Origin of the sequence: Ornithinimicrobium sp. (assembly GCF_035267225.1) — a bacterium.
Classification (GTDB): Bacteria; Actinomycetota; Actinomycetes; order Actinomycetales; family Dermatophilaceae; genus Ornithinicoccus.
Window position 1 is genome coordinate 21,085 of the sequence record NZ_DATFMA010000094.1, and the last position, 12,936, is coordinate 34,020.

14 protein-coding genes are annotated in these 12,936 nt (G+C 70.5%); 6 read left to right on the top strand and 8 right to left on the bottom strand.

Annotated elements, in window-relative coordinates:
* The first annotated feature begins 57 nt into the window (after positions 1 to 57).
* Positions 58 to 1,005: a PD-(D/E)XK nuclease family protein gene (locus VJ976_RS09030; protein WP_324099877.1), complete on the top strand. Its 948-nt coding sequence runs from the start codon at positions 58 to 60 to the stop codon at positions 1,003 to 1,005.
* On the opposite strand, the gene VJ976_RS09035 is transcribed toward VJ976_RS09030, so the two are convergent.
* Entirely contained in the window at positions 937 to 1,596 is a 660-nt protein-coding gene (locus VJ976_RS09035; protein ID WP_324099878.1) for an HAD family phosphatase, read from the bottom strand. The genes VJ976_RS09030 and VJ976_RS09035 overlap by 69 nt on opposite strands.
* A 68-nt stretch (positions 1,597 to 1,664) precedes the next feature.
* On the opposite strand from VJ976_RS09035, the gene VJ976_RS09040 reads away from it, so the two are divergent.
* The 3 genes from VJ976_RS09040 (at position 1,665) to VJ976_RS09050 (ending at position 4,989) form a co-directional block, all read left to right on the top strand.
* Positions 1,665 to 2,525, top strand: a complete 861-nt coding sequence (locus VJ976_RS09040) for a PAC2 family protein (protein WP_324099879.1) — start codon at positions 1,665 to 1,667, stop codon at positions 2,523 to 2,525.
* 74 nt (positions 2,526 to 2,599) lie between these two features.
* Positions 2,600 to 3,760 carry a diaminopropionate ammonia-lyase gene (locus VJ976_RS09045; RefSeq protein ID WP_324099880.1) on the top strand — a complete coding sequence of 387 codons (1,161 nt, stop codon included), beginning with the start codon at positions 2,600 to 2,602 and terminating at the stop codon, positions 3,758 to 3,760.
* Entirely contained in the window at positions 3,757 to 4,989 is a 1,233-nt protein-coding gene (locus VJ976_RS09050) for a Xaa-Pro peptidase family protein (protein WP_324099881.1), read from the top strand. Before VJ976_RS09045 ends, VJ976_RS09050 begins: the two co-directional genes overlap by 4 nt.
* On the opposite strand, the gene mshC is transcribed toward VJ976_RS09050, so the two are convergent.
* The 6 genes from mshC to VJ976_RS09080 are packed head-to-tail and all read right to left on the bottom strand — an operon-like array spanning position 4,984 to position 9,855.
* Positions 4,984 to 6,255 carry a cysteine--1-D-myo-inosityl 2-amino-2-deoxy-alpha-D-glucopyranoside ligase gene (gene mshC, locus VJ976_RS09055; RefSeq protein WP_324099882.1) on the bottom strand — a complete coding sequence of 424 codons (1,272 nt, stop codon included), beginning with the start codon at positions 6,253 to 6,255 and terminating at the stop codon, positions 4,984 to 4,986. The genes VJ976_RS09050 and mshC overlap by 6 nt on opposite strands.
* 18 nt (positions 6,256 to 6,273) lie before the next feature.
* The gene (locus tag VJ976_RS09060; protein ID WP_324099883.1) at positions 6,274 to 7,080 is read right to left on the bottom strand and encodes an SCO1664 family protein; all 807 of its coding nucleotides are present in this window, start codon (positions 7,078 to 7,080) and stop codon (positions 6,274 to 6,276) included.
* Positions 7,081 to 7,091: 11 nt separating this feature from the next.
* The gene (locus VJ976_RS09065) at positions 7,092 to 7,649 is read right to left on the bottom strand and encodes a DUF3090 domain-containing protein (protein ID WP_324099884.1); all 558 of its coding nucleotides are present in this window, start codon (positions 7,647 to 7,649) and stop codon (positions 7,092 to 7,094) included.
* 9 nt (positions 7,650 to 7,658) lie between these two features.
* A complete protein-coding gene (locus VJ976_RS09070) occupies positions 7,659 to 8,378 on the bottom strand; it encodes an MSMEG_4193 family putative phosphomutase (protein WP_324099885.1) in 720 nt (239 codons plus the stop codon).
* Positions 8,378 to 9,448 carry an LLM class F420-dependent oxidoreductase gene (locus VJ976_RS09075; RefSeq protein WP_324099886.1) on the bottom strand — a complete coding sequence of 357 codons (1,071 nt, stop codon included), beginning with the start codon at positions 9,446 to 9,448 and terminating at the stop codon, positions 8,378 to 8,380. The genes VJ976_RS09070 and VJ976_RS09075 overlap by 1 nt, the downstream gene beginning before the upstream one ends.
* Entirely contained in the window at positions 9,445 to 9,855 is a 411-nt protein-coding gene (locus VJ976_RS09080) for a hypothetical protein (protein WP_324099887.1), read from the bottom strand. The genes VJ976_RS09075 and VJ976_RS09080 overlap by 4 nt, the downstream gene beginning before the upstream one ends.
* 104 nt (positions 9,856 to 9,959) lie before the next feature.
* Here VJ976_RS09080 and VJ976_RS09085 point away from each other — a divergent pair, with 104 nt between their 5' ends.
* Positions 9,960 to 10,145 (top strand): DUF5703 family protein, encoded by a 186-nt coding sequence (locus VJ976_RS09085; RefSeq protein WP_324099888.1) that lies wholly within the window; start codon positions 9,960 to 9,962, stop codon positions 10,143 to 10,145.
* Positions 10,146 to 10,262: 117 nt separating this feature from the next.
* On the top strand, positions 10,263 to 11,417 hold the full coding sequence (locus VJ976_RS09090) for an ATP-grasp fold amidoligase family protein (protein WP_324099889.1): 1,155 nt from the start codon (positions 10,263 to 10,265) through the stop codon (positions 11,415 to 11,417).
* Between the two features lie 75 nt (positions 11,418 to 11,492).
* On the opposite strand, the gene VJ976_RS09095 is transcribed toward VJ976_RS09090, so the two are convergent.
* Complete coding sequence (locus tag VJ976_RS09095) at positions 11,493 to 12,833, bottom strand: M20/M25/M40 family metallo-hydrolase (RefSeq protein ID WP_324099890.1); 1,341 nt, start codon at positions 12,831 to 12,833, stop codon at positions 11,493 to 11,495.
* Positions 12,834 to 12,936: the final 103 nt, after the last annotated feature.

A 12,936-nucleotide genomic window follows, 5' to 3' on the forward strand; every position in this document is an offset into this window, starting at 1 on the left:
GCGTACGTGGGGCACGCCTCCGGCCCTGTGTCGGTGGTTCTTCGTACAGTGGCCGGCATGGGAGCAGCCTTGTCACCGAGCCGTGCGGCCGACTTCATGCAGTGCCCCCTGCTGTACCGCTTCCGCGTGGTCGACCGGTTGCCCGAGCCGCCGAGTCTCGCGGCGGCTCGGGGGACCCTGGTGCACGCCGTGCTCGAACGGGTCTTCGACCTGCCGGCCGAGCGTCGTAGCCCCGAGGCGGCTCATGCCCTGCTGCCCGAGGAGTGGGAGCAGATGATGGCGCGCGAGCCGGCTCTGCACGCTCTGGTGACTCCTGGAGCCGGCCCCGACGGCCGCGGCTCGGACGAGGGGTCCTCCGAGGGCTCGGCAGACTCCGGCGGGGCCGAGGCGCTCTTCGCCGAAGCCGAGGCCCTCATCGACCGGTGGTTCACCCTGGAGGACCCGACCTGTCTGGAGCCGGCCGAGCGAGAGCTGTACGTCGAGGCGGAGGTGTCGGGGGTCACCCTGCGGGGATACGTGGACCGCCTCGATGTCGCCCGCGACGGGCGGCTACGCATCGTGGACTACAAGACCGGCCGTTCTCCCTCAGAGCTGTTCGAGGGCAAGGCGCTGTTCCAGATGAGGTTCTACGCTCTGGTGCTGTGGCGCGCCCGGGGGGTGGTGCCCAGCATGTTGCAGCTGGTCTACCTGCGCGACGGACAGATCCTGCGGTACGAGCCGACCGAGCACGAGCTGCGAGCCACTGAACGCAAGGTCCAGGCGCTGTGGGTCGCCATCGAGCGGGCCGCTCACCATGGCGACTGGCGGCCTCGCACCAGCCGGCTGTGCGACTGGTGCCACCACCAGGCGCGCTGCCCCGCCTTCGGCGGCACGCCGCCGCCGCTGCCGGACGATGCTCGGGCCCGTGCGCTCGACCCTCGGCGCAGTGGCGTCACCTCATCCGAAGAGTCGGCGCAGGTCCGCCAGGCCCAGCCCCTCGAGGCTGTGCCGGCGGGTGGCCGGTAGGTCCTCGTCGACCTGCACCATGTGGGACACGGCCAACGTCCGCACCCCCGCTGCCAGGGCCGCGCGCACCCCGGTCGGTGAGTCCTCGATGGCCAGGCAGTCCGCGGGCTCCACCTGAAGGCGACGGCAGGCCGTCAGGTAGGGCTCGGGGTGCGGCTTGCCGTCGCTGACCTGGTCCCCGGTGACGACAGCGGCGAACGTCGAGGGGGGCAGGGCCTCGAGCAACACCTCGGCCAAGGGCTGCCACGACATGGTGACCAGGGCCATGGGCACCTCCGCTTCGGCGAGCTCGGCGATGAGCTCACGCGCTCCCGGCCGCCACGGGATCTCCTCGCGCACCTGCCTGACCACGCCGTCGAGCAGCGCGTTGACGATCTCGTCACTGCTGCCGGATACCGGCGTGCGCTCCAGCAACGCCTGAGCGGAGTGGTTGAGATCGCTGCCGACAAGCTCGGAGGCTTCCTGGGTGGACCACGTGCCGCCCGCCTCCTCGACCAGCCGAGTCTCCTCCGCCATCCAGTAGGGCTCGGTGTCCAGGATCGTCCCGTCCATGTCCCACAGCACGGCGGCTGGAAAGATCGGCGTCGTCATGGCGCCGACTGTAGCCCTCAACTCGTAGGCTGGCCCCGACAGCGGGCGCGACGCAGCGAGGAGGGCGCATGATCGAAGTCACCGAGGTGCCGCCGTTGACCGACCCGATCCTCATCGCGGCCTTCGAGGGGTGGAACGACGCGGGCGAGTGCGCCACGGGCGTCATCGAGCACTTAGCCGCCCTGTGGGACGGCGAGATCGTGGCGAGGATGGACCCCGAGGAGTACTACGACTTCCAGGTCAACCGGCCCAGGCTGAGCCTCGTCGACGGGGTCCGCGTCCTGGAGTGGCCGACGACCAGGGTGATGTTGGTGCGCGACACCCCCGTCGGCCGGGACCTGCTGCTGGTGCTGGGCATCGAGCCGTCCGTGCGCTGGCGCTCCTACAGCGCAGAGATCCTGGCGTTCGCAATGCACCACGGAGTAGGCACCCTCATCACCTTGGGCGGCCTGCTGGCCGACGTGCCCCACACCCGCCCGATCCCGGTCGGCGTCACCTCCGAGGACGCCGACCTGCGGTCGCTGGCCGAGGACATCGAGCGCAGCAGCTACGAGGGTCCGTCCGGCATCGTGGGCGTGCTGCACGACCAGGCTCGCCAGATGGATCTGCCGAGCATGTCGTTCTGGGCGGCAGTGCCGCACTACGCCGGCGGAGCTCCGTCTCCGAAGGCCTCCCTGGCGCTGCTGGGTCGCCTGGAGGAGGTGCTGAGCTGTGTCATCGACGAGGGCGAGCTGCTGGAGCAGGCACGCGCCTGGGAGCGCGGGGTGGACGAGCTGGCCTCGACCGACGAGGAGGTCGCCGAGTACGTGGAGTCGCTGGAGCAGGCCCAGGACACCGCGGACCTGCCCGAGGCCAGCGGTGACGCCATCGCGAAGGAGTTCGAGCGCTACCTGCGCCGGCGCGACCATGGTGGGCCCGCCCCTGGTTGACCCTGCCCCTCAGCCCGCCAGGGCCGCGGAAGCCCGCGCTGGACGCACGAGTCGTCCGGTTCCACGATGAGGACATGGTGTCTCAGGCCGCTCGGACGAGCGACGGCCCACAGGCGCCTGCCCCTGCCCGGTTCTTCTTCCGCCCCGAGGCCCGACGCTGGCGTGCCCCGACGACGGCCGGCTCTGCCCGGCGCTGCCACCAGGTGCTGCCCGGGTACTTCCCTTCACCCTTGGTGCCCGCACCGCAGTGCGCGCGCCGCTGGGGTGTGGGTGCCGTGCTTGTCAAGGATGAGTCCGAGCGCTTCGGGGTGTCCTCGTTCAAGGCACTCGGTGCTTCCTACGCCATCGCGAGGGTCCTCGCCGAGCACACCAGTGAGCCTCTGGCCGCCAGCTGGGACCAGCTGCGGGCCCAGGCGACCCAAGCGCCCATCACCCTGGTGACGGCGACCGACGGCAACCACGGCCGCGCCCTGGCCCACTTCGCTGCCGCTCTCGGGGTGGCAGCGGAGGTCGTGGTGCCGGCGGTCATGTCCGAGGCGGTGGTCGCCGCGATCGCGGGCGAAGGGGCGCAGGTCATCCGGACCGACCTCGGCTACGACGAGGCGGTGCAGGCTGCTGCGGCAAGCGTGCGGCCCGGATCGGCCCGGGTGCTGGTGCAGGACACGGCCTGGCCGGGGTATGAGGTCGTCCCGGGGTGGATCGTCGAGGGCTATCAGACCATGCTGGAGGAGCTGGAAGAGCAGCTGGATGCGCTCGGACTCGCCGGCCCGGACCTGGTCGCCGTTCCGGTCGGCGTCGGCTCCTTGGCCCAGGCGGTGGTGACGTTCTACCGCCAGGCCGAGCGCACGGCGTCGGTGCTGTCGTGCGAGCCGGACACGGCCGCGTGCATTCTGGCCAGCCTGCGTGAACGGACCCTCACCAGCGTGTCCACCGGCTCGACGAACATGGCGGGTCTGAACTGTGGCACGCCCACCAGTCTGGGCTGGCCGCTCCTGTGCGAGGGCCTCGACGCGGCCGTCGCGGTCAGCGACGAGGAGGCCGTCCGGGCCACCCAGACGCTCAGCGGGTTCGGCGTCCGCGCCGGCGCGTCCGGAGCGGCGTCACTGGCGGGCGTCGAGGCCGTGCTGACCGGAGCGCGATCGGCGGAACGCCGCGTGCAGCTCGGGCTCGATGAGCAGTCGGTGGTGGTGCTGCTGAGCACAGAGGGCTCCGGCGGCGCGGGTGGTCTGACGTGAGCCGTGGTCCGGCTGCCGGGCCGCAGGCGCCGTCGGCCTACCGCCGTGGGACGGTCGGGGACGAGGCGCCGCCGCGGGGCTTCGACGCCGCCGAGCTCCGTGGCCGAGTCGATCGGTGCCAGAGGCTGATGGACACCGCCGGACTGGACGCGCTGCTGCTCACGACCGAACCGGAGTTCCGCTACTTCAGCGGCTTCCTCACCCAGTTCTGGCTGAGCCCCACACGACCCTGGTTCCTCGTGCTGCCGCGCACCGGCTCACCCACAGCCATCGTGCCTGAGATCGGGGCGCCCCTGCTGCGTCGCACGTGGGTGCCGACGATCCTGACCTGGCCGTCCCCGCGACCTCGGGACGAGGGCGTGAGCCTGCTCGTGGAGGCCTTGTCGGGCCTGGTTCCGCCCTCGGGCCGTGTCGGCCTGCCGATGGGGCCGGAGACCACGGTGCGCATGCCGATGGCCGACCTCCTCACCGTCCAGACCGCGCTGGCGCCGCGCGAGCTCGTGGACGCCACCGCTGTGGTCAAGAGCCTGCGCATGGTCAAGTCCGAGGCGGAGATCGCCAAGATCCGCTACATCTGCCGAACCGCCTCCGGGGTCTTCGATGCCGTACCGGAGCTCGTCGTCGGTGGTCAGTCGCTCGAGGACATCTTTCGCGCCTTCAAGGTAGACCTGCTGCGCGCCGGGGCCGATGACGTGCCGTACCTGGTCGGCGCTTCGGCACCGGATGGGTACGAGTCCGTCATCGCGCCCCCCGACCAGCGACCACTCACCGCCGGCGATGTGCTCATGCTGGATACAGGTGCGACGTTTGATGGCTACTACTGCGACTTCGACCGCAACTTCTCCGTCGGGCCGGCCTCCGCTGCCGCCGGCCTGGCCTACGACACGTTGTTCCGGGCCACCGAGGTGGCCCTCGAGCGCACCGAGGTGGGCACCACCTGCTCGGAGCTCTACCGCACCATGCGTCAGGTCATCACCGACGACGGGTTCGCCAGCGGAAACATGGGCAGGATGGGCCACGGACTCGGGATGCAGCTGACGGAGTGGCCCTCGCACACCGTCGACGATGACACCGAGCTGCGACCCGGCATGGTGCTGACCCTGGAGCCCTCGGTGACCTACGGGGACGGCGCCGGGATGGTGCACGAGGAGAACGTGGTCGTGCGCGAGCACGGCCTCGAGCTGCTCACCGGCCGTGCGCCGGAGCGACTGCCCGAGCTTCGCTCATGAGGTGCCATCCCCGGTGGGCAGCAGCGGGATGCCGAGCAGCGTCTCGATGCTGCGAGGCACCAGCGGGGACGGCAGCGCCGCGTCGCTTCGGCCTCCCTCGTGCCGCTGCACCCAGTCGTCGACGACGCGCACGGCCTCGGGAGAGTTGAGGTCGTCAGCGAGCGCTTCGCGCACCGTCGCCAGCGTCTGAGAGTCGTCGGCGTCCGGCTCGACTGCGCCGTCCACTCGCTCGCTGACGGCACGCCAGCGCTGCAGCCGCCGCGTCGCGGTCTCGAGCATCGCCGGCTCGTAGCTCCACGGAGTCCGGTAGTGCTGGTCCAGCAGGACGAGCCTGATGGCCATCGGGTCGACCCCCTGCTCACGCAGGCTGGACACGAGCACCAGGTTGCCCTGGGACTTGCTCATCTTCTCTCCCTGCAGACCCACCATCGCCTGGTGTACGTAGACCTGGGCGAAGGGGCGCCGGCCGGTCAGGGAGACGGCCTGGACGGCACTCATCTCGTGGTGAGGGAAGATGAGGTCGTCCCCGCCCCCCTGGACGGTGAAGCCCATCCCGAGGTAGCGAAGGGCAATGGTCGAGCACTCGATGTGCCACCCCGGGCGCCCAGCGCCGAGGGTGCCGCCGTCCCACGAAGGCTCACCGGCTCGCTGGCGGCGCCACAGCAGGGGGTCCAGCGGGTCCCGCTTGCCCTGCCGCTCCGGGTCGCCGCCCCGGTCGGCGTAGACATCCAGCATCTGTCCACGGCTCCACCCCGACACCGCACCGAAGTGGGGGCTCTGTGCCAGGTCGAGGTAAGCATCACCGTCCAGGGTGTAGGCCGCGCCACTGACGACGAGCTGCTCGACGGCCGAGACGTCGTCGGGGATTCCCTCCACCGCTGAGATGTAGTGCTGCGGGGGCAGGACCCGCAGGGCCTGCATGTCAGCGAAGAACAGCGCGACCTCCTCGGCCGCGAGGTCCTGCCAGTCGACCCCGTCGCGCTCGGCCCGTTCGAGTAGGGGGTCGTCGATGTCGGTCACGTTCTGCACGTAGGTCACCGACAGGCCGGCGTCCCGCAGGACGCGCAGCATCAGGTCGAAGGTGACGTAGGTGGCGGCGTGTCCCAGGTGGGTGGCGTCATACGGCGTGATGCCGCAGACGTACAGGCCGACGGTGCCGTCCTCTGGGTGCACCTTGACCGGCAGCCCGGAGGAGGTGTCCAGCACGTGCAGTGGTCCGCCGCTACCTGGCAGGCGGGGTACCGAGATCGCAGACCAGGCCAGCACGCCGACAGCGTATCGGGTTCACCACAGGGGCCAGGGCAAGGGATAACGGCCGTAGGGCACGTCGGGGAAGCGGCCCTGCGAGAGCAGACGGGAGACGCGGTCGCCCAGGGCCGTGCACTCCTCGGCGCTGAGCAGCGCCTCGAGGTCGTCGCTGCGCTGCAGGAAGTCGACGAGCCGCTGAAGGCGGCCCAGGTCGGCGTCCGGCACGGGCTCACCGGCCCACCCCCACAGCACCGTCCTCAGCTTGGGGTGGACGTGGCCGATGAGTCCGTGGTCGAAGCCCCACAGCGCCCCGCCGTCGTCGACCGCGATGTGGGCCGCCTTCCGGTCCGCGTTGTTGAGCACGACGTCCAGCGTGGCCAGGGAGGCCAACCGTGGGTCGTCACGGTGGATCACGCAGACCGGTGCTCCTGTGGTGTCCTCGCCCTGGAGGACACTGAGCCATCCGGGCGGGACCTCACCTGCCCGCACGACGTCCATCAGGCCGGACGCCGGGCGGCCATCCGCGTCTGGCTCGACCTGCTTCCACTCCTGGACCGAGCCCAGCCCCATCGGGCCCTCCCGGAGCACGGTCCGCGGGACCAACCCCCATCCGCCGGCCTCACTGATGTGGTAAGCGGCGACCTCGCGATAGGCCAACGTGCCGGTCGGGAAGTCCGCCAGGGCGCGCTCGCCGTCGATGGGCTTGTAGACGGCACGCTGCGTCGACGGCTCGCCGTCGACGACCAGCTGCACCCGGAGGGTGAGGTTGGAGGCCTCGGTCAGCACCCCCTCGACGTGGATCGGGGCATGCTCGACCAGCGGCACTCGGGCTGTGGGGTCCACGTGCTCGAGGCTCAGCGTTTGTAGCCGTTGGCTCGGGGACAGATGTGGCCTCCCGGGTCCAGCGGGCCTCCGCAGAAGGGGCAGTTCGGACGGCCACCACTCATGGCGGCCTCGCATCGCTCGGCGAAGCCACGAGCCATCCCCACCGGAAGCCGGACGATCACACTCTGGGACCCGATCGGGTCCTGTGGGTCCGGATCAGGATCCGGACCCGTAGAGCTCTCGTCCCCGTCCTCATCCTCGGTCTCCCGGTCGGTGGCCTCGATGACCACGAGCCGGCGGGTCTCGTTCCAGGCGAGAGTGAGCTGCCGGGCGCGGAAGTCCTCCTCGATCGGGGTGTGCAGCGCACCGGTGTCCACCACGGTGGGCTCGCTGCTCGCCTCGTCACCGGCCATCTCGTCCAGGAGCTGGGCCACGCCCTCTCCGAGCAGGCGCACCTGTTCCTTCTCCAGCGACACGGTCATCACCTGCGTCCCCTGCACAGCCTGAAGGAAGAACGTGCGCTGGCCAGCGGGCCCAACGGAGTCCGCGATGAAGCGTTCCGGCGGGTCGAACTCGATCGCGGGCATTGCGTCAGCCTAAACCGTGCCTGCGCCGCCACCGACCTCGGCGTGGTCCGCGTCGGAGGCCGCCGCCGCCGCTGCGAGTGCGGTGAGGTCGACGGGATCGCTGCCGCTGTCGTTGGTGCGCACCAAGAAGGTCTGTTCCCGCGCGTAGCGCACGATGCTGACTGACGCCGGATCGACGAGGAGGCGTTGGAAGTGGTCCAGGGAGATGCCCGCCGCATCGGCGAGGACCGCCTTGATCACGTCCCCGTGGCTGACCGCTACCCAGATGGCGCCCGGCCCGTGACGCTCGCTCACCTCCGCGTCGATCGTGCGGACCGCGGACACCGCGCGCTGCTGCATCTGCGGCATGCTCTCGCCGGCGAAGTCCGCGGAGTCCGGGAAGCGCACACGACTGGGGCGGGTCTGCACGTCCTTCCACAGCGGCTCGGTGGCCAGCTCCTTGAGCGGGCGTCCGGTCCAGCCGCCGTAGCGGCACTCCCCCAGATCCTCGACGGTTCGCAACGAGGGTGGACTCTCCTGGCTCTGCACCAGGGCGAGGGCCGTCTCCTGGCACCGTTGGAGGGGGCTGGACATCACGGTCGCGACCGGGGTGCCGGCCAGTCGGGTGGCCACCCGCTCCACCTGTCGCTGCCCGTGCTCGTCCAACCCGATCCCGGCGGTCCAGCCAGCGAGGATCCCCTGGGCGTTCGCCCGGGTGCGCCCGTGCCGGACGAGCAGCATGATCGCCATCAGGCTCCCCCGTGCGGGAGCTGCGATGCGGCCTCGACCGCGGTCTCCAGGGAGGCGATCCTGCCTTCGAGGTCGTTGCCCCACGGGGCCAAGGTCAAGGTGGTGACGCCAGCGGCGGCGTACCGCTGCATCCGGCTCGCCAGGCGCGTGACGTCCCCGAGCAAGGATGTCTGGTCCACGAACTCGTCCGGCACTGCTGCGGCCGCCGCTCGCCACTGCTGGTCCAGGTACAGGTCCTGGACCCGGGCCGCGGCCTGCCCGTAGCCCATGCGGACCGCCAGGGCGTTGTAGAAGTTGTGCTCACGCGAGCCCATGCCGCCGACGTAGAGGGCCGCGTACGGCGCGACCGCCTGCGCCGCCCGCGACAGGTCGGGGTCGGCCACGACGGGAACCGTGACGTCGAGCTCGAAGCCGCTGCTCGTCTCGGTCTGGGCTGGTTCTCTGCGGCTCAGACCCCGGTGGATGGCCTCGCGCTGCTCGTGCAGGTAGTCCGGGGAGGCGAAGACACCGAGCCATCCGTCGGCCACCTCACCCGCGAGCTCCAGGTTCTTCGGGCCGACCGCCGCCAGGTACACAGGCACCTTGCCCTGGGTGGGCGCCACGTTCAGCCGCAGGGCCTTGCCGGGCCCCTCAGACAGCGGAAGGGTGAAGTGGCGCCCGTCATAGCGGACCGTCTTCCGCTCCAGCGCCGAGCGCACGATGTCGACATACTCCCGCGTCCGGCCCAACGGAGAGCCGAACGGCACGCCGTGCCAGCCCTCGGAGACCTGGGGTCCGCTGACGCCCAGCCCGAGACGGAAACGCCCCTGCGACAGAGCGTCGAGGCTGGCCGCGGTCATGGCTGTCATCGCCGGGCTGCGCCCCGGGACCTGGAAGACACCGGCCCCCAGGCCAATGCGGGTGGTGCGCGCCCCGATCCAGGCGAGCACGGTGGCCGCGTCCGGGCCGTAGGCCTCCGATGCCCACACGACGTCGACCCCCAGCTCCTCGGCCCGCTGTACCAGCGCGAGGTTGTCCTGGTCGCGACGGCTGCCCTGACCCCAGAAGCCGCAGCTGAGCCCCAGCTTCACCGGCGAGGGCGCGAGCCGCCGGCGCCAGGTGGGGTGGCCGGCTCCGGCTCGGCCTCCTCGTCATCATCCTCGTCCTCGTCTGACTCCGAGTCGCCCTCTGCCTCGTCGGGGGTTTCGTCCTCCGCCTCGTCGAGGCTGTCCACATCGACGCCGTCGTGGTCCTCGGCGTCGAGGTCGTCCTCGTCGTAGTCGTCGTCCTCACCGTCGTCGCTGTAGACGTCCAGTGGCGTGACCTCGCCGTAGGTCTCGAGCAGTGCGTCGTCGTAGTCGACGAAGGCGTTGGCGATCCGCTGGTAGGCGGCGATGAGCGCCGGGTCGTCCTTGCCCCGGCGCTCGCCCGCCATGGCCAGGTGACGCTCCAGCGCGGCGACCAGGGCGTTGAGAGCAGCCCGGGGGTCCGTAGTCATACTCCAGACCGTATCTCGGATCGCTGCTGACGCGACATGCCCGGTACAGATGGTGGACGACCTACTGGACAGCGGACCGTCACCCGTCGCAGGATGCTCCCTCCATGGTTGAGTACGAGTACCGCACCGTCGCCTTCGGACGGCAGGACAGCCAGTCCCACGTGCGTGCTGTGCTGACCGAACAAGCCGAGTACGGGCAGTGGGAGCTGCACCGGGTACGGGTCTACCTGGGTGGGCGCAGGATGGCCTCCCTGCGCCGGAAGATCATCCGGGTGAAGCGCACGGCGTGAGCCTGAGTCCTCATTGCGAAGCCGCGCCCCCCGACACGTGGCCGCGGCCCCTCGTGGTTCCACGCCCCAAGTCGGCTTGTGGCCTAGACTCGCGTGAGCCGAGCTCGCAGGAGTGGGATGTTCGAGGAGCTACGTGCCCGGGTCGGGCGACGCCCGCGCGCCACCCCTCGGCAGGGTGACCTCGCGGCCGAGCGCGCGGTGGAGACCGAGGAGCTGCGAAGCCGCCTTGCTGCCGCGGAGCAGAAGCTCGCCGAGACCCAGGCGTCTGTTCATCACGCGACGGCAGCTCACGCTCCGGTACCGCACTTTCGGCGGCGCCTGCACGACATGGGCCGAGATGTGCGCTACCTCGCGCGCGTTGACCCAGAAGCTGCCCATCCTCTTCTGCGGATCCGACGCAAGCTGCGCAACTACCAATTGGCAGCCAGCCACGGCGTGCCCATCCCCGAGGTCGTGGCCGTCTGGGGAGAGCTGGGCTCGCTGGACCTCCGCGGGATGCCCGAGAGGTTCGTGATCAAGTCCGACAGTGGCTCGACCGGTCGTGGTGTGCTGCCGCTGCGTCGGCGCGACGACGGCCGGTTCCAGATGGTGGGCGGAGAACACGTGTTCTCGCACGAGGACGTGGTGCAGTTCTTCCGCGACCCGTCTCTGGGAGGTCCGTACTTCGCCGAGGAGCTCCTGGTACAGCCACAAGGGGGCGAGCTGCCCGACGACATCAAGTTCTACATGTTCTACGGCGAGGTCGGGCACGTCATGCTCCGACGTATGCCGGTGCACGCCGACCTGCGCCGATCCCGAGTACGGCTTCTCGACGGCGATGGCGCTGATCTGGGTGAGGACATCGTTCCCAACCGACGCGTCGACAGCACGATCGAGCCGCCAGACTGTCTTGCCGAGTACATCGAGATCGCACGCCATCTGTCGCGAGCGGTGGCTCTGCCCTTCGTCCGGGTAGACGTCTACGAGACGACGCACGGTCCGATGTTCGGGGAGCTGACGCGTGGGCCGGGGGGCAAGCAGCTCTTCCGCGAGGACCACGACCGACACCTGGCACGGCTCTGGGGTCAGGCGCAGCGCCGGTTGGATCTCGACGTCATCGCCGGCCGACCGCTGGATCACCTGCGCGGAGAGCACCGGGCTCCTGACCTCTACCCCGCAGGGCACGCGCCCCCCGGTGTACGGCCCGGTGAAGAGGATCCGAGTCCGCGAATGCCCTGTGAGACATGGTGTCTGGACGATCGCGGCGGCCACCGACCCAAGAAGGCAGGATAGCCAACGGCGGAAATGCAGCCTGCGGCGTCCGACCGGCTCCTGCTCCGGTTCGCGGACCCTCGTTCCGGTAAGGCGTCAGCAGTCGGCGATGAGGCGTTGCAGCACTCGAGCGCCGAACTCCACGGAGTCGACCGGCACGCGCTCGTCGATGCCGTGGAACATCCCGACGAAGTCCAGGTCGCCCGGCAGCCGCAGCGGGGCGAAGCCGTAGCCGGTGATGTCCAGGCGCGACAGGTGCTTGTTGTCGGTGCCGCCCGACAGGCAGTACGGCAGCACGTGGGCACCGGGGTCCTCCTTGAGCAGGGCCTTGCGCATGGAGTCGACGATGTCGGTCTCGAACGGCGCCTCCAGGGACACGTCCTGATGCAGGACCTCGACGTCGACGTACTCACCGGCGAGGTCCTCGATGGTCTGCAACAGCTCCTCACCGTGACCGGGCAGGAACCGGCAGTCCAACGACGCCGTGGCCGTCTGGGGCACGACGTTGTGCTTGTAGCCCGAGGCCAGCATCGTGAAGTTCGCGCTGTCTGCCAGCGTGGCTTCGACGAAGGGACGCGCTCCACCGAGCTGGGCGAGGAACGGCTCGGGGTCGGCGCGGTCCGCCTCGGCGCCGGTGATGGCGGCCACCTCGTCGAACAGCTGCGCGACCGAGGCGATGTAGGTGCGCGGCCAGCGGTGGGCGTGGATGCGGGTGATGGCCTCGGCCAGCCGCACGACGGCGTTCTGCGCGTTGGGCACGGAGCCGTGACCGGCGCGTCCGTGGGCGCGCAGCCGCAGCCACGCGATTCCCTTCTCGGCCGTCTGCAGCAGGTAGGCGCGAGTCTGGGCGCCGGTCGCCGCGTCCGGCAGCATCACCGAGAAGCCACCCACCTCGCTGATCGCCTCGGTGCATCCTTCGAACCACTCCGGGTGCGTCTGCACGACGTGGCGGGCGCCCTTGATCCCGCCCGCCTCCTCGTCGGCGAAGAACGCCCACACGATGTCCCGTGGTGGCTGCTCGCCGCTGCGCTCCAGGTAGCGCAGGTTGGCCAGCAGCATCGCGTCCATGTCCTTCATGTCGACCGCGCCGCGGCCCCAGATGCAGCCGTCACGCTCCTCGGCGGCGAAGGGGTCGACCTGCCAGTCGTCAGCCTCGGCGGGGACGACGTCGAGATGACCGTGCAGCACCAGCCCCGGCCGGCTGCGGTCACGGCCCGGGGTGCGCACGACGACGCTGGTGCGGCCCGGGTCGGACTCGGTGACCTGAGGCTCCAGACCGACCTCGTTCAACAGGCCCACGACGTAGTCGGCCGCCTCCCGCTCCCCCGGGCCGCTGCCGTCGCCGTAGTTGCTGGTGTCGATGCGGATGAGATCGCGACAGATCTGGGCGACCTCGTCGGCCGGTCCGGCGGCGTTGGCTGCTGCGTCATCGTTCATCACGCCAGGCTATCGCCGTCTCGCCGTGGAGCAGGGAGTCTCGGCGGGGGGCTTTCCCGGGACGACGCAGTGTCCTGCTGGGCAGGCACCGCACGGTCGGCAG

Coding starts and splice junctions, on each gene's coding strand:
- VJ976_RS09030 (WP_324099877.1), top strand. CDS start 58: ATGGGAGCAGCCTTGTCACCGAGCCGTGCGGCCGACTTCATGCAGTGC.
- VJ976_RS09035 (WP_324099878.1), bottom strand. CDS start 1,596: ATGACGACGCCGATCTTTCCAGCCGCCGTGCTGTGGGACATGGACGGG.
- VJ976_RS09040 (WP_324099879.1), top strand. CDS start 1,665: ATGATCGAAGTCACCGAGGTGCCGCCGTTGACCGACCCGATCCTCATC.
- VJ976_RS09045 (WP_324099880.1), top strand. CDS start 2,600: ATGGTGTCTCAGGCCGCTCGGACGAGCGACGGCCCACAGGCGCCTGCC.
- VJ976_RS09065 (WP_324099884.1), bottom strand. CDS start 7,649: ATGCCCGCGATCGAGTTCGACCCGCCGGAACGCTTCATCGCGGACTCC.
- VJ976_RS09070 (WP_324099885.1), bottom strand. CDS start 8,378: ATGGCGATCATGCTGCTCGTCCGGCACGGGCGCACCCGGGCGAACGCC.
- VJ976_RS09080 (WP_324099887.1), bottom strand. CDS start 9,855: ATGACTACGGACCCCCGGGCTGCTCTCAACGCCCTGGTCGCCGCGCTG.
- VJ976_RS09085 (WP_324099888.1), top strand. CDS start 9,960: ATGGTTGAGTACGAGTACCGCACCGTCGCCTTCGGACGGCAGGACAGC.
- VJ976_RS09090 (WP_324099889.1), top strand. CDS start 10,263: ATGTTCGAGGAGCTACGTGCCCGGGTCGGGCGACGCCCGCGCGCCACC.
- VJ976_RS09095 (WP_324099890.1), bottom strand. CDS start 12,833: ATGAACGATGACGCAGCAGCCAACGCCGCCGGACCGGCCGACGAGGTC.